This is a genomic window from Nostoc sp. UCD121 (assembly GCF_014222285.1).
In the GTDB taxonomy this organism is placed as follows: Bacteria; Cyanobacteriota; Cyanobacteriia; order Cyanobacteriales; family Nostocaceae; genus Nostoc.
Genome location: NZ_JACKZS010000188.1, coordinates 1 through 15259 on the forward strand (window position 1 = coordinate 1; position 15259 = coordinate 15259).

The 15259-nt window shown below is 42.5% G+C and carries 13 protein-coding genes; 3 read left to right on the plus strand and 10 right to left on the minus strand.

All coding sequences use genetic code 11. From position 1 onward, the window contains the following. Window positions 1-40 precede the first annotated feature (40 nt). Entirely contained in the window at window positions 41-2191 is a 2151-nt protein-coding gene (locus tag GNF10_RS28320; RefSeq protein ID WP_185581443.1) for a pentapeptide repeat-containing protein, read from the minus strand. 184 nt (window positions 2192-2375) lie between these two features. Continuing rightward, a complete protein-coding gene (locus GNF10_RS28325) occupies window positions 2376-2720 on the minus strand; it encodes a hypothetical protein (protein WP_185581444.1) in 345 nt (114 codons plus the stop codon). Window positions 2721-3188: 468 nt separating this feature from the next. On the opposite strand from GNF10_RS28325, the gene GNF10_RS28330 reads away from it, so the two are divergent. Next, window positions 3189-3620 (plus strand): hypothetical protein, encoded by a 432-nt coding sequence (locus GNF10_RS28330; protein WP_185581445.1) that lies wholly within the window; start codon window positions 3189-3191, stop codon window positions 3618-3620. A 49-nt stretch (window positions 3621-3669) separates the two neighbouring features. On the opposite strand, the gene GNF10_RS28335 is transcribed toward GNF10_RS28330, so the two are convergent. From GNF10_RS28335 to petB, 6 genes are all read right to left on the minus strand, one after another. Beyond that, a complete protein-coding gene (locus GNF10_RS28335) occupies window positions 3670-4041 on the minus strand; it encodes a hypothetical protein (RefSeq protein ID WP_163931695.1) in 372 nt (123 codons plus the stop codon). Window positions 4042-4099: 58 nt separating this feature from the next. Beyond that, window positions 4100-5296, minus strand: coding sequence for a glycosyltransferase (locus GNF10_RS28340; RefSeq protein ID WP_185581446.1), 1197 nt, complete (start codon window positions 5294-5296; stop codon window positions 4100-4102). Between the two features lie 10 nt (window positions 5297-5306). Beyond that, the gene (locus tag GNF10_RS28345) at window positions 5307-6296 is read right to left on the minus strand and encodes a GDP-mannose 4,6-dehydratase (RefSeq protein ID WP_185581447.1); all 990 of its coding nucleotides are present in this window, start codon (window positions 6294-6296) and stop codon (window positions 5307-5309) included. 341 nt (window positions 6297-6637) lie between these two features. Then, window positions 6638-7078, minus strand: a complete 441-nt coding sequence (locus GNF10_RS28350) for an anti-sigma regulatory factor (protein WP_185581451.1) — start codon at window positions 7076-7078, stop codon at window positions 6638-6640. A gap of 359 nt (window positions 7079-7437) precedes the next feature. Next, the gene (petD, locus tag GNF10_RS28355) at window positions 7438-7920 is read right to left on the minus strand and encodes a cytochrome b6-f complex subunit IV (RefSeq protein ID WP_012407122.1); all 483 of its coding nucleotides are present in this window, start codon (window positions 7918-7920) and stop codon (window positions 7438-7440) included. A 259-nt stretch (window positions 7921-8179) separates the two neighbouring features. Continuing rightward, window positions 8180-8827: a cytochrome b6 gene (gene petB, locus GNF10_RS28360; protein ID WP_094332660.1), complete on the minus strand. Its 648-nt coding sequence runs from the start codon at window positions 8825-8827 to the stop codon at window positions 8180-8182. 506 nt (window positions 8828-9333) lie between these two features. Between petB and ctpA the strand changes: the two genes are divergently transcribed. Next, window positions 9334-10578, plus strand: coding sequence for a carboxyl-terminal processing protease CtpA (ctpA, locus tag GNF10_RS28365; RefSeq protein ID WP_185581448.1), 1245 nt, complete (start codon window positions 9334-9336; stop codon window positions 10576-10578). 472 nt (window positions 10579-11050) lie between these two features. Here ctpA and GNF10_RS28370 read toward each other — a convergent pair whose 3' ends face one another. Next, on the minus strand, window positions 11051-11545 hold the full coding sequence (locus GNF10_RS28370) for a GNAT family N-acetyltransferase (protein ID WP_163931708.1): 495 nt from the start codon (window positions 11543-11545) through the stop codon (window positions 11051-11053). Between the two features lie 292 nt (window positions 11546-11837). Next, window positions 11838-13010: an RpoD/SigA family RNA polymerase sigma factor gene (locus GNF10_RS28375; protein ID WP_185581449.1), complete on the minus strand. Its 1173-nt coding sequence runs from the start codon at window positions 13008-13010 to the stop codon at window positions 11838-11840. An 803-nt stretch (window positions 13011-13813) separates the two neighbouring features. Between GNF10_RS28375 and priA the strand changes: the two genes are divergently transcribed. After that, a partial coding sequence (gene priA, locus GNF10_RS28380) for a primosomal protein N' (protein ID WP_185607295.1) occupies window positions 13814-15259 on the plus strand: 1446 nt, incomplete at its 3' end.

The following is a 15259-nucleotide window of genomic DNA, read 5'->3' on the forward strand; positions in this document are numbered from 1 at the left end:
CTGCCTCCCCTGCTCCCTGCCCCCCTGCTCCCCTTCCATTCTACGGGCAACGAGGATGAATGCCCCCTTGAGTACAAATGTATGCTAATTGCTTGGAATCTAAATTTTTCGCTTGAGAAAAATCAACCCCTTGGACTACGGCAGATACTGAGCCTAAATCTGGGGTTTTGACAAATTGATCTGCTGGATCTTCTTTGCTAGGGGCGAGAATTGCCCCCTTAAAATCTGCTCCTGCTACATTTGCTCCCCGTAAATCTGCAAGACTTAAGTCAGCATTTTGTAAGTTAACGTTTTCCATCTGGGCAGAACGCAAAACAGCACCAGCAAGACGAGTGGCGCTCAGGTTAGCATTGCTGAGATTAGCACGATCTAAATAGGCTCCTGATAAATCTGCTCCTTGCCAATCAGTGTTAGTTAAGTTGGCAAAGGATAATTGCGTTCCTATAGCAGTGACACGACCTAAACGGGCAGCGTAAAGATTGGCTTCGTTCAATTTAGCGTCACCTAAATCAGCCCCAGTTAAGCTGGCTCTTTCCAAAACTGCGTTTCGCAGATCGGCTCCTACTAGTTGGGTGCTGTTGAGTTTAGCGTCATATAGACGCGCGTTGGATAAGTTGGCTCTGTTGAGAGTGGCGCGGCTCAAATCGATCCGGTTCATCAAGACGCGACTGAGGTTCGCATCAGTAAGATTGGCTTGCTGCAACTGAGCTTGGCTTAAATCAGCTATTACATCGTCGTAGGTATCCCAGCGTCCATCTTCACCTGTACCCCGAAAGCGGCTGCCCTTAAAGCTGGCTTGGTTAAGATTTGCAGATTTAAACTTAACTCCTGATAAATCAAGGTTGTCTACTACCAAGTTGAAGAATGAACTTCCTGGAGTACCGCTTTGACCTAATTGGGTGCTACTAAGGTCAACGCCTTCCATTTTTCCGCTATACACAGAGAGAATTTTGTTGATTGTTCTCTGGTTTCTCTGTAGCCGCCCTTGTCGCAATTCCCGCTCTTTTGTTGCAGCACTTCCCACAGACTCCAGTTCGCTAACCAAAAACTGATTCTTATTTTTTAATTCGGGGATAGCTTGGGGCCCGACACTTGTCAAAGATTGTTGAATCGTATCCAGTAGGCTAGGGTTGGTTTCGCTAACCAATAAATCTGCCAGAAATTTTATGGACTGGGGATCGTTAAGACCACCCATAGCCAGAATTGCACTTTGGCGTTGCTCATTAGTCGCCCCAGAGTTGGGAGTTAATTGTTTGACAAGTTCGAGGAACTGTTGGCTATTAATTTGCTTAGTTGCTCGCTGGGATTGTTGAATTTGGATATAAACTTGAGTGCCGATTAAAGTTGCCAACACGGCCGTCATACTCGTTAGTCCCACCCCAAACAAAGTCAGGTTAGGATTTTGCTGTATCCGCCGCCACAGGTTGGGCGACTGGGTGGTTTCGGCTGCCGCTAATTCTTCTTGCCCTTCTGCTTCATTATTACCGTCAGCAGATTGAGCTTGTCTGTTGTTAGCTAAGAGTGAGGATGGTAAGGGACGAGTCGCATCTATTGTATGAGTGCCTGCAAGTTGATCGTGCAAGGCGCGACGACCCGGGCGCGACGGTAAGCCGATCCCTTCACCCACAATCATTAATAAAGACAAAAATGTGAATAATCCTAAGTTAGGAAAAGCAAAGCTGTAGCGCCACAGCAGATAGGCAATGGAAATAGGTACAGTCCAACGTCCAACTCCTTCTCTAATGACAACTGCCCCTAATCCGGGCGGCTTCCCTTGCTCGTTAACAACCCGCACTTTGAACCAACGTTTCGGAATTGTCCTACCAGTTTTAGCAAGTAAATATAATTGCCACCACGAAAGGGTTACAGGCGCTAACAGGGCGATTGTCCACAAAATATTAGTTGGCCATGCCACGTTACGGATGCCATAGCTCACAGGCAGAGCTAGGGGTCTAGCGATCGCTCTTTCTGTAACTACTAGCACGGGGTTAAGAGGTACTCGGTTCAGATCGCTTCTAGAGTTGACATAAACACCAATACCGAAGGGAATCAACCCACTGGCAACCACTAGTGTGATTTCAGCCGCCCAAGCAGCAAAACGCCTACTTGCTAGCAACATTGAACTGGCTCTTTCCGGTTCTTTTGACTGACCAGATTGATTACTATTTCTCCTCACAATTGGTGATGTCATTAGATAATTCCCTTCGATATTATTTTTACGCCGCGATCGGCACAATTAAAATAGACCAAGCTAATCGGCAAAAAGAAAAGCATATTGAAATAAAATTTAGGAGTTATGAGAGTCAGGAGCCTTTTGTATTATGGCTCCTGACTCTCATACCTCCAGGCAGATTGCCAAGTAATTGCATATCAACTTATTGCTTACGTTGAAAGCTACTAGACACAAAAAATTTGTATCCAACATACACTAACGCTGCTAAAAGTGCCAGAGTTATTACAGATGCAACTAGTTTAAACACTGTTTGCAGCATCGCCAAGCCGACTAGCAGCGTCACACCCGAAACTACCAGCTTTTTTGTCCCAGATAAGCCGTTGAACCAAATCTTAAATCGCTCCAGTTGCAAGCTCAAGTTGGCAAAAACAGACTGAGGCATCTGTTTGTCTCCTTGTGGTTGAGTAACCGCTCCAGGTGCGGAATTAATTTCTGCCTCTAACTTATCGAGGCGACGCTGTAAGTCTTCTTCTGGTTGAGGATTCATAAATCTTTATCTACCTCAGTTAGCATATTTATTCGACAACAGACCAACTAAATTTTATTTTTGGTGGTTGCCTTAGTGATTTTAGCTAATGTCTGTGTGTGTAATACCCTTCTGACAGGTAAAAATTATGTTTTTTTGTTATTGTCTGGTAATTTATCTAATTTTTACAGTAATTTTACGTTTCTAAAATGTAAAAAATAAGGCTTTTTAGGCGAATGTTTATTCTACTGGTGGTTAAATATTTTAGTAGAGAAGCGATCGCCAGCCATCATGATATATGAGTTAATTTGCCTGATAAATATAGAGCCTTTACTTAGCAACATCTCTACATCCCATCTTCATAAACAATTTTTAATTTAATGGTATTAGGTTATACGGCAGTTTTTGGAACCAAGATAAATTGAGATCGTCAAATTAAATTAGACTGTGTAACAATATTGCTCTGAAAAATTTGGAGCATTAATTAAAATGAAAACGCTTCGGCTACTTGCAATTATTCCCATATCTTTGGTGATGAGCTTGGTTTTTACTGAGGCTAATTTGGCACAGACACCAAATGTCCAAATAAATCGGGCTTTCCAGCCAGATCCACTGGTTTTGAACGGAAAGTCTGGGGGAACTGTCAAAAGTAATTGTGGCAATATTACTACTGAACCTAGCCAAGTTATCCAGGTTACAGAGTCACTACCTTATTTACGATTAACAGTAGAAAGTCAAGGGAAGCCAACGCTGTTGATCGACGGGCCAGGGGGACGTTTTTGTGTAATGGCAGATAGTTCTTCTGGAGGCAAGGCAGAGCTTCCTGGTTACTGGCAAGCCGGAAGATACACGGTGCATGTGGGCGAACTATCCCAGCAGCAGTTTAACTACACCCTCTCAATCTCACAACAAAACAAATAGTCATTAGTCATTTGTCTTTTACTAATAACCAATCACTAATGACCAATGACTAATCTTCCAGCGATTTGGCTGGAACTTCGACAGCAGTGACATCAATTGTGCCTTCTGGTGTGAAGCGCTGAAAATGACTATTTTGTACTAGCAGCGACTCACCACAGTTAGGACACTGTAACTGACTGTTGTTTAAACCCGTAAATTCATATCTACAGACGGGACACTGGTCAGCAACCAAGTTGCGTTGCAGCCACCAACGAAAGCCAAAAAAAGCCACAATGGGTGCTAAAAACAGCAACCCGACAATAATTAGCAACGAATTAACCAACCAACCCAAGCCCAGTGATGCCAGCAACCAAACAACTGCTAGCAGGGTGAGCCAAGGCCGGAGATTTAAAAGATTCAATTGAAATGACTTAAAGCTCATTTTTTAAATGTCGTCCTGCTCTCCTTCTAGGATAGCGATTTTAGTCATTGGTCATTTGTCATTTGTCATTTTGACTTGATGACTTGATGACTGAGGATAGAAGCATTTTTTGCAAGTGCTGTTGGAAGGCATCTATGCCGAACAGATCGATCACCTGTTCTCGCAGCCACTTTCCATCACATCGTTGGTCATTTCCTTGAAGCATTTCTATACAAGCTGCTGCTACAGCATCAGCATTCCGGTGTGGTACTCGCCATCCCAGTTTACCATCCTGCAAGGGGTCAGCCGAGCCATCGTCATCACCGGATAAGACCGGTACTCCACAAGCCATTGCTTCTAGATAAACAATGCCAAAGCCTTCTTGCGAAGGCATGATATAGGCATCAGCAAGGCGGTAATGTTGCATTAATTCTTCTGTAGCAACAAAACCCGCAAAGACGATGCGATCGCTCACACCCAAATCTTTTGCTAGCTGCGCTAATCGCGGTTGGTCATCACCGCGACCAATTACTAAATATTTCACTTCTGGGAAAACCTGAGCAATTTGTGGTAATGCCCGAATTGTGACATCTACACCCTTGTAAATATCTCCTGACCATAAGCGTGCTACTGTCATTAACACCTTAGAACCAGTTAAACCATATTTCTGAACGAATTCTGGCTGCTTGGAACCAGGAGTAAATTTATCCCCATCAATTGCACAAGGCATCATCTCTACCATTTTGGGGTTTAGACCATTGGCAAGACAAGCGCGATCGCGGCTGTAACGGCTAATTGTCCAAATTTTATCTGCTGATGTCAGGGCGCGGCGTTCTTGATTTTTTAGAGGTTCCCAGACTTCTTTGCCGTAAGTTAGCACGGTGTAAGGAATCCCCAAGGGCTGGCAAAGAGTTTGGATTAATACTGCTAAATTAATATGACCACACAAAACTTGCTGCGGACGGTTTTGCAATAGACACTTGAGTAAAGCTGCTGCCATTTGCAATCTCCCCAAATGAGGAGACTGATTTTTAAAGTAATGAAATTTTAAGTTCTCGGCTTCAAATGGATTTAAACTATCAGGGCTATCTCGTAGCAAAAAAACTTCCGCCTTGTAAGCTTGGCTCAATCCCAGATAGGCACGGAAAATATCTTTTATATATGATTGAATACCACCTTCGTGGGCAAAAATTTCTAAAAACACGAAGACATGGTTAGTTTTTTGGTTAACTTTATCACCTACCTTTAGATTTTGTGTCACTTTAGTGATATGCATATTAGGTTATTTACACTTGGGTTAAAGGTGCGATGGCACCGCTTTGTAACCGCTCTAAATCTGTTTTTACCATTTTTTCTAAAAGTTCCTCAAAGCTCACTTGGGGTTCCCAGCCAAGATTTCTTTTAGCTTTACTGGGGTCAGCTACTAGTTGAAAATGCTCATCTTGTCTCAATAAACTGGTATTTAAAACTATATAGCGTGTCCAATCCAATCCGACAGACTCAAAGGCTGTGGCAACTAAATCTCTAACACTGTGCAGTTTACCAGTGCCAATCACATACTCTTCTGGTTCATCGACTTGCAACATGAGCCACATAGCTTCTACGTAATCTCCCGCAAAGCCCCAATCGCGTTTTGCATCTAAATTACCCATTTCTAAGGTGTCAGTTAAACCCAATTTAATCGATGCGGCTGCCAAAGAAACTTTTCGGGTTACAAACTGAGGTGCGCGTAGAGGAGACTCATGGTTATATAGAATTCCACTACAGGCAAATAATCCATAGCGCTGTCTGTGATGCACCATCGTCCAGTGGGCGTGCATTTTCGCCGCAGCATAGGGATTTTTGGGACGAAAAGGCGTTTCCTCATCTTGAGGCGAACTAAATACATCGCCAAACATTTCCGAACTGCTGGCTTGATAAAATCTGGTAGACAAACCAACCTGTCGTACTGCTTCCAAAAGTCTGGTAGCTGTACCAGTGATCAAATCTAGGGTTCCTAATGGGTCGTTCCAAGAGTCGGGTACAAAACTGGGAGCCGCCAAATTGTAAATTTCTTGGGGACGTAGTTGCTCAACTGCGGTCAACAGCGCCCCACTATCCCTCAAGTCAACCGTAAAAATTTCTACCTGATTCACCAGTGTTCCCAGCTTTGTCAAATTAGGTTGTCGATGGGGAGGTACTAATCCTACAACTCGATAACCACGGTTGAGGAGCAAATGGCTGAGATAGTAGCCATCTTGACCAGTTATTCCTGTAATTAGGGCTGTTTTAGTCATAATCTGTCCCCTATTATCTCTATCTCTTTAAGGACTAAATGGCACTTGTTGGAGAACAAACATTCCGGCTCTCAACACTGCTGACAAATCTTAACAAGGGAGCTAATATAACTCGAATGCTATCTTTACTGTATTCACTAATTCTTTTTATACAAAAATATTTTTGAGATTTTACAAAAAAATCACAATAACTAAGCAATTTTACGCAAAAAATACATTACTCCAATTCAAATCATCTTGAAAAAGGAGTATACTTTTATCAATCAATTAACTACATTTTGTAGCAAAGAGTTTTTCCGCTCATACTTCTGTTTTGAAGTAAGTGGCTTAACTTAACTTTCTTATTGTGCTTCTACAGAGTATTTGACGATGAGAAGGCAATTTCTACCATCTGCACCACGTTCGTATACAACACGGTCTGCCAACCGCCGGAGGAGGAACCATCCATACCCACCTACTTGTAGAGTACCTGGCGCTGGCTCTGCGATCGCATCAGGATTAAAAGGTTTTCCATAATCCCAAATTCTAATCTCTAGGCGATCGATCCACAGATCAACGTTAATTTCAATGGTTGTTTCTGGGGGTAAAGCATGATGAGCGTGACGAACAGCGTTGGTAAAGCCTTCTGCTAATGCTAAATTGAGGCGATCTAGTTGGGTTTTTGACCAGCCAAGTTGAGACAAATGTTGCAGACAAAATTGCTCGAACCATTCTTGCACCTGGTTTAGGAGGCTGAGTTCGCTCTTAACCTTCAGATGGTCTTGCTGCACTATAGAAAACATTAACTGTGACTTAAATATAAATAAACCCAAGTTGCTAGTTATTAAATTTTGCATGATTCGCCAAATTGCTTTGATGTAGAAAAATCTAAATTGAGATATTTTATCTACCAAAATACAAAACATGAACGATCTTGGCATTTCGAGGGTTGTAACTAGCAACTTATGTTAATTAAGTGAAAAATGTTTATATTTGATGAATTTTGGTGATTTTAGATTTTGGGATAGCTTTTCAATCCAAAACTCCAGATCCCGAATGCAATCTGAACTATTAAAATTGACGCCTGTAAATTTCTTCCAAAAACATATCTGTAATATGCTCTTGAAACTCACAGGCGTCAAAGCACTTTGTAGTGACTAATTTAGAATAGTCCCAACGTCAAAGATTTATCCAATGGTAAGGCAGCACCAATACCCAGCCACACGGTGACAAGAGTACCAACGAGGAAGACTGTGGTTGCAACTGGACGACGGAAGGGGTTTTGGAACTTGTTGACGTTCTCAATAAAAGGAACGAGAATCAGCCCAACTGGTACAGAACCCATTGCTAACACTCCTAAAAGTTTGTTAGGAAGCGATCGCAAAATTTGGAAGACTGGATACAAGTACCACTCTGGTAAAATTTCCAATGGTGTGGCGAAAGGATTTGCTGGTTCACCGGTCATTGCAGGATCTAGCACAGCTAGAGCCACAATTGCAGCGAAGGAACCCATGATCACGATTGGAAAGACATAAAGTAAGTCATTAGGCCAAGCGGGTTCACCATAGTAATTGTGACCCATGCCTTTGGCGAGTTTGGCTCTTAACTGAGGATCGCTCAGGTCAGGTTTTTTTTGTGTTGCCATTTTGAAATGTGCTCTCCTGCTTAAGTTAAATTAAAGCATTTGTGAAGGCTATCAGCTACTAGGCAAATCTAGGAGGCAAAAAGCGGAGTTTTGTTTGTCTACAATCAGCCGCCTGGAGGGGATTTACAGCTTTGGACTTCAGATGAAGTGTTTATTTTTGGGAACTTATGTGCAATTAAATTTATTGTGTTTCATAAGTTTAAAACAAACAACTTCATCTGAAAACTGACAAATCTTGCCTTTCGCTAATAGATTGGGATTACAAAGGCCCGGAAATGCCTTGCTTGCGGATCATCAAGAAGTGAAACAACATGAAGACTGCAATTAACCAAGGCAGCACAAAGGTGTGTGCGCTGTAGTAACGAGTTAGTGTTGCTTGACCTACACTTGAACCGCCGCGTAGCAGGTCGGAGATCAAAACCCCAACTACGGGGATTGCTTCTGGTACACCACTAACGATTTTTACAGCCCAGTAACCAACTTGATCCCAAGGTAGGGAATAGCCGGTGACTCCAAAGGAAACTGTAATTACAGCTAGGATGACACCACTTATCCAGGTCAGTTCGCGGGGCTTTTTGAAACCGCCAGTCAGATAAACCCGGAAAGTGTGCAAAATCATCATCAACACCATCATGCTGGCAGACCAGCGATGGATGGAGCGAATTAGCCAACCGAAGTTGACTTCATTCATGATGTACTCCACTGAAGAGAAAGCTTCCGTAACTGTTGGCCTGTAGTAAAACGTCATGGCAAATCCAGTGGCAAACTGGATGAGAAAGCAAACCAGGGTAATTCCACCCAGGCAGTAGAAGATATTGACGTGGGGAGGGACGTACTTACTAGTAACGTCTTCAGCGAGTGCCTGAATCTCTAGGCGTTCCTCAAACCAGTCGGAAACGTTGGCCATACAATCTCAAGTTCCTAAAAGTCGGTTGCGGTTGATAAATCCCGAAGTTCTAAATCGGCGACTAAAATTCTGATGGTTCCCAGCTTCGGCATCCTGCGGGTTCGCCCAAGGGGTTGCTCCAGGCTAGGGTAACAACAGAATTGTCTAAGGACTTTTCATAAGCCGCCTCTTGTGACTTCTCTCCCAATTAGCAAGTTTGGGATTTTAGTAAAGACGAGTTTATTTCGTTTGCTTGTCAGCTTTCAGCGTGCTAAGAGCCTTCAGAAACTTTACACTCTGTAAAGAAGGAATATATTGCGATCTCTTTACGCCCCTGCACAGAAAATGGTGGACACAAAGTAGATTTTATCCTTTCGTGAGTGGATACAACGCATCAGTTGACTGAACAACTTGATGAGAGAAATGCACCACTTCTATAAAAAAAGTAACATAATCGAGAGATAGATTTCATCAACAACAGGACAACTGAGCATTTCTAGGCAATTTGGGTTGAGGTGGAATTGATAATGGGGTTCATGAATAAACAAGTCTTTCGCGTTGGATTTTCGTTGTTAATGGCGTTTTGGTTGGCGTTTGGTACGCTTACACAGCCTGCGGTGGCTTTAACGGGCGAACAAAAGCTGGTTTCAGAAGTTTGGCGAATTGTTAATCGCACTTATCTAGATGAAACTTTTAATCATCAAAACTGGGCGGCTGTGCGGCAAAAGGTTCTAGAGAAGCCGCTCACAGACGCAAATGCCAGTTATGCGGCCATTGGGAAGATGCTTAAGAGCCTCGATGACCCTTTTACCCGCTTTTTAGACCCGGAACAGTACCGCAGCTTAAAGGTCAATACCTCTGGGGAACTGACTGGGGTAGGATTGCAAATTGTCCTAAATCCTGAGACTGGGAAGTTGGAAGTAGTGGCTCCTATTGCAGGTTCACCAGCAGACAAAGCGGGGATTAGACCACGCGATCGCATTCTTAAAATTGAAGGTGTGCCCACAAAAAATCTTACCCTAGATGAAGCTGCAACTAAAATGCGCGGACCAAGTGGCAGCCTTGTTACTCTCCTCATCGAGCGAGATGGAGAGCCAGAAACGGAAATTAGATTAACGCGCGATCGCATTGCTCTTAACCCTGTGGTTTCAGAATTGCGTGTTTCCACTGAAGGTACGTCTATAGGCTACCTACGTCTCACTCAATTCAATGCCAACGCCTCAACGGAATTGGCACACGCTATTTCTAGTCTAGAAAAAAAAGGCGCTGCTGCCTACATTCTAGATTTACGAAATAATCCTGGGGGATTATTGCAATCAGGAATTGAAATTGCCCGTCAGTGGTTAGATTCTGGTACTATTGTTTACACTGTGAATAGACAAGGCATTCAGGGTAATTTTGAAGCCTTTGGCCCAGCCCTGACGAACGATCCTCTGGTGATTTTGGTGAATCAAGGAACTGCCAGTGCTAGCGAAATTCTCGCTGGCGCACTCCAAGATAACGGTCGTGCCCAATTGGTAGGCGAAACCACTTTTGGTAAGGGTCTAATTCAATCTTTATTTGAATTATCAGATGGTTCGGGGTTGGCAGTCACAATTGCTAAGTATGAAACTCCTCAACACCGGGATATTAACAAACTGGGTATTAAGCCAGATAAAGTGATTTCCCAAGATCCAATTAACCGCGAACAGATTGGTACTGAAACGGATCTGCAATATCAAGCAGCAGTGGAACTTTTGAAGAAAGATTTGGTTGTGGCAGGAAAAGCGTAAAAGGTGAAGAGTTAAAAGAGGTTTCTTGATTAAGCTTACGGCTTACGCAAACACTAACCAAAACCAGGATTTACAGGTAAGGGCAATACCCTGCGCGAGTACCCCTTACCGCGTTAAGTTTTGTGTAAGTCCTAAAGCTAATTAGGCGGTACTATATGAATTATCAAATTTTGTGCCTTTGCCAAATTCGGACTTGACGCTAATTTGACAACCATGTTTTTCTACAATCATTTTATGAGCGATGTCTAGACGACAAGCCGCTCCGTGTCTACGCTAATCCCAACACTGTATTTTTACTGACTGCTTTCGTCGTCAATAAATGATCAGGCTCGCAAATGTTAAGCAATATCTGGTTAATTAATAGCCTTTTTAAAGAGGGTTAGTGAGGATCTAAAAGTGCTTAAAGTTTAGAGAAAAACACTTTTCCAACAACCTCTTCTGACTACTGAATTCAGAATAGCTGAATTTTTCTTCAATTGACAGCCCCTAACTGCGTAAGTGCGTCTTCTGTGACACGGCAAATTCGCCAATCATCTAATATAGATGCTCCTATACTACGGTAGAATGCTTTAGCTGGTTCATTCCAATCCAACACACTCCACTCTAACCGTCCACAGTCACGTTCTATAGCTATCTGGGCTACTTTAGAAATAAGAGCTTTACCAATACCTTGCCTGCGATACTCTGGTAAAACAAATAAGTCTTCCAGATAAATTCCGGGCTTGGTCAAAAATGTTGAATAATTATGAAAAAATAGGGCAAAAGCAACAGCTTGACCAGCAGTTTCTGCTAAAATCGCTTCTATATATCTGTGCGAACCAAATAAATGCTCCTTAAGTGCCAGAGCATCGCCAGTGACAGCATGAGATAATTTTTCATACTCAGCAAGTCCCTGAATTAATTGAAAAAGTACGCTGTAATCAGTTGGTTCAGCAAAACGCAAAATCAAATTGCTACACGAAGTCATTAGTCTATAGTCTATAGTTCATAGTCCATAGTCTATAGGCAACTGTGCAATTTTTTTAATAATGACTAAACAAAAGCCGAAAAAGTCACAGAAAGCCCGTTTTTGGAGAGTTACGGTAGTCGAAGCTCAAGAAATATAAATATATCAGCCCCTAAATTTATTATTGGAGCTAATTAAGTCAAACCATGCGGGTAATTCGAAATTCAAAATTCAAAATTAAATATCTATTTTTGAATTTTGAATGGGAACAAAGTGACAAACGGGAATTGCGTCAATATCTTCGTGAATGTAACTAAATTAACCAACCTTTTAAGCGTTTAGCTATGTGGGGACGGCGTAATTTCCGCATCGCTTTGCTTTGAATTTGGCGCACTCGCTCACGGGAAAGGTTGAACATATTGCCAACTTCTTCTAAGGTACAGGGTTCGCTGGTTGTCAAACCATAACGCAGAGAAATCACATCTTTTTCTCGTGGAGTTAACACATCACCCAACACTTCCCAAATCTCCTGACGCATCATGTTTTCATTCATTTTTGCTTCTGGAGACAGGTTATCTTCATCTTCTAGCAAATCCATCAATTCCGTGTCTTCTTCTTTACCGACACGGTGGTTGAGAGAAAGTGCTTGACGGCGTAGCTGTTGTAGTTGGCGTAGTTGTTGCACACTAATTTCCAAAGCTTCTGCCATTTCACCTTCGGTAGGATTTCGACAGAGTTTTTGCTTTAGTTCCCGTTGAGCTTTTTTCAGTTTGTTAAGCTTTTCAACAATGTGAATAGGTAGCCGGATTGTTCGCGCATCGTTAGCTATAGCCCTGGTAATCGCTTGTCTAATCCACCAATAGGCATAAGTAGAAAACTTATATCCTTTATCTGGATCAAACTTTTCTGTAGCGCGATTTAAACCCATTGCTCCTTCCTGAATTAAATCCAGAAAAGGCACTCCCCGATTTAGATATCGTTTGGCAATAGAAACTACTAACCTCAGATTAGAGCGAATCATTTTGCGTTTCGCTACTCTACCTTGATACAAGCGACTTTCTAGTTGCTTTTCGGTCATTCCTAGCTCGGAAGCTACTTCTAGTTTGGTAGGTTCATGTCCTAGTTTTAAGTTTAAAGCAGCTTGTAATTCCCTAATTTCCTCTAGAAATCTAACTCGCCGCGCTAACTCTACTTCTTCATCAGCTTTCAAAAGCGGATAACGTGCCATCTCTTTAAAAAACGCGCCGACGGCATCATCATGCTCGGTTTTATTGTATCCCGAAGGGCGGGCCGCCGCCATGTCATCTCCATCGCGTTCATCTGATTCCAGATTTTCTACTACAATCGGAGGCTCTTCATCTGCCACTGCATCTAAACTATCGAGTGATGGTTCTTCAATATCAGCAGCATTCTCCAGTATTTCCATTTTTCCCAATTCAACAATGTTCATAGTTTCCTTTAGGGATTGTTGTTTTGTTTGGTACATAATTTAGTTACAGCTACTCGTTTGAGGCTTGGTAGTTTTCCCTAATGGACGAATGCACCCCTTTATATGTCGGAATAGAAGCTTCTACTAATTTCTATTCAAGAATAAAAATCTATATCTACCTACAACCTGCGGGTTACAGTTAGATACAACCTATAAAGTAACTGACCTAAGCACCCAACAAAACTTTCTTCTCAGGCTTCTAACAGATTATATTCTTCATTTTTTTCTTAATTACCAAATATGTCAAACCCCCTCAAACTTTCTCAACCTGAACAAACATCAAAATCTCAGCTAACCATCCAAATTTCTTAAACTTTCATATATTTTTCTAAATATATATTTTCCTGTTTAGGTATTTGGAAGTCACTGGATAAATTTAAAACCTGGTGATGGGGTTATGCCTTCCCAATTTCAAGTTACCCAAATGATACAAATTACAATAATGGCAGCTTAATTTTGGGATGATCTTATTTGTATAAAAGCATCTCATATACAGAAAGGGTTGAATATCTATCGATAGGCGGAAAAAGGCTACTCCCTATTTAGTAGATAGAGCAACTGTTGCAGCAAGTGCCGACATGCTTTTATTGATATAGTGGGTACCAAATATTTATTGCATGTATAGTTGATACGAATTTGTCTAGTAGATTACATAAGAGGAAACTTATCAAGTATTATGAAGGATAACAGTATTGGGAAATACTATTTGAATTTAAGAAAGCAAAAAATTAGAGTTTAGTTAGCTAGGTTAATTTTGACCAGCTATGTGAGGAAAATATTTAACTATAAAGTCAGTAACTATGTATATTAATGACATAAAATTATCTCCTTTAGTGGTGGCTGAACCTAGTGAATCGTACCAATCAGGTACAACTCTTAATAGGTGGGTTGAAGTACTGGTAGACTGTCCAGGGAGTACAGGATTATTTACTTATCGATTGCCAGCCCAGTTAGAAATAAAACCAGGGGATATTTTGAGCGTGCCATTTGGGGCACAACAATTAGGAGCGATCGCAATTCGGTTACTGGCACAACCAAATGTTGATTTAGCACCAGAAAAAATCCGGGAAGTAGAAGATATAGTCAGCGTTGGATTTTTCCCAAGTGCTTATTGGGAATTACTCAATCGAGTTGCTGCATACTACTATACGCCTCTAATTCAAGTAATCCGGGTTGCTCTACCACCAGGGTTGCTGGGGCGATCGCAACGTCGTATTCGCCTTGTTAGAGGAGGGGGAGCTGGGGGGAGTAGTTATTTGCTAGCATCTCCTAATCCTTCAGCTTTTTTGACTCCAACCGCACGGCAAGTTCGGGAACTTTTGCAAGGGCAGCCGGCGGGGGATTATAGTTTCGCTTACCTTCAACAAAAAGTCAAATCTGCCTATCGGGGAATTCGGGAGTTGCTGCGATTCGGTTTAGTAGAAAGCTACTTAGAACCGCCACGGCTGACTCGACCAAAGCTGCAAAAAGCAGTCACGCTCACAGGTACAATTGATAGCGACTTAACTACCCGCCAGCGAGAGATTTTGGAAGTGCTACGGCGGCATAATGGGGAGTTGTGGCAAAATGAATTACTGCAAATTTGCAATGCTAGTTCTTCTATCCTCAAAACGCTGACACAAAAGGGTTACATCGTTATTGAAGAACGGGAAGTATTGCGAACCGAACAGGGCCCAGCATTAGCAGGCGATGGGGCTAAATCTTTAACTTCTGCCCAAGCTAGCGCTTTAGAAACAATCCAGACACTGGATGGATTTGCTGAAGTTTTATTGCATGGGGTGACAGGTTCAGGAAAAACCGAAGTATATTTGCAAGCGATCGCACCTCTTCTCAACCAAGGCAAATCTGCCCTCGTATTAGTCCCCGAAATTGGACTTACACCGCAGCTAACCGATCGTTTTCGTGCCCGTTTTGGCAATAAAGTCAGCGTTTATCACAGCGCCCTCTCCGACGGTGAACGTTACGACACTTGGCGACTTATGCTCACCGGAGAACCCCAAGTTGTCATTGGTACGCGCAGCGCCGTTTTCGCGCCTTTGCCCAACTTGGGTTTAATTATTTTAGATGAAGAACACGACAGCAGCTTTAAGCAAGACTCACCTATACCTACTTACCATGCCCGCACTGTCGCCAAATGGCGGGCCGAACTAGAAAATTGCCCCTTATTGTTAGGTTCTGCCACCCCTTCCTTAGAAACTTGGGTAAGCGTGGGGAGGCAGGGTACCAGAGGGGCAGAGGTGCAGAGG

Bases quoted from the DNA above. Each gene is read 5' to 3' on its own strand.
- GNF10_RS28320 (WP_185581443.1), bottom strand. From the start codon at position 2,191: ATGACATCACCAATTGTGAGGAGAAATAGTAATCAATCTGGTCAGTCA.
- GNF10_RS28325 (WP_185581444.1), bottom strand. From the start codon at position 2,720: ATGAATCCTCAACCAGAAGAAGACTTACAGCGTCGCCTCGATAAGTTA.
- GNF10_RS28330 (WP_185581445.1), top strand. From the start codon at position 3,189: ATGAAAACGCTTCGGCTACTTGCAATTATTCCCATATCTTTGGTGATG.
- GNF10_RS28335 (WP_163931695.1), bottom strand. From the start codon at position 4,041: ATGAGCTTTAAGTCATTTCAATTGAATCTTTTAAATCTCCGGCCTTGG.
- GNF10_RS28340 (WP_185581446.1), bottom strand. From the start codon at position 5,296: ATGCATATCACTAAAGTGACACAAAATCTAAAGGTAGGTGATAAAGTT.
- GNF10_RS28345 (WP_185581447.1), bottom strand. From the start codon at position 6,296: ATGACTAAAACAGCCCTAATTACAGGAATAACTGGTCAAGATGGCTAC.
- GNF10_RS28350 (WP_185581451.1), bottom strand. From the start codon at position 7,078: ATGTTTTCTATAGTGCAGCAAGACCATCTGAAGGTTAAGAGCGAACTC.
- petD (WP_012407122.1), bottom strand. From the start codon at position 7,920: ATGGCAACACAAAAAAAACCTGACCTGAGCGATCCTCAGTTAAGAGCC.
- petB (WP_094332660.1), bottom strand. From the start codon at position 8,827: ATGGCCAACGTTTCCGACTGGTTTGAGGAACGCCTAGAGATTCAGGCA.
- ctpA (WP_185581448.1), top strand. From the start codon at position 9,334: ATGGGGTTCATGAATAAACAAGTCTTTCGCGTTGGATTTTCGTTGTTA.
- GNF10_RS28370 (WP_163931708.1), bottom strand. From the start codon at position 11,545: ATGACTTCGTGTAGCAATTTGATTTTGCGTTTTGCTGAACCAACTGAT.
- GNF10_RS28375 (WP_185581449.1), bottom strand. From the start codon at position 13,010: ATGTACCAAACAAAACAACAATCCCTAAAGGAAACTATGAACATTGTT.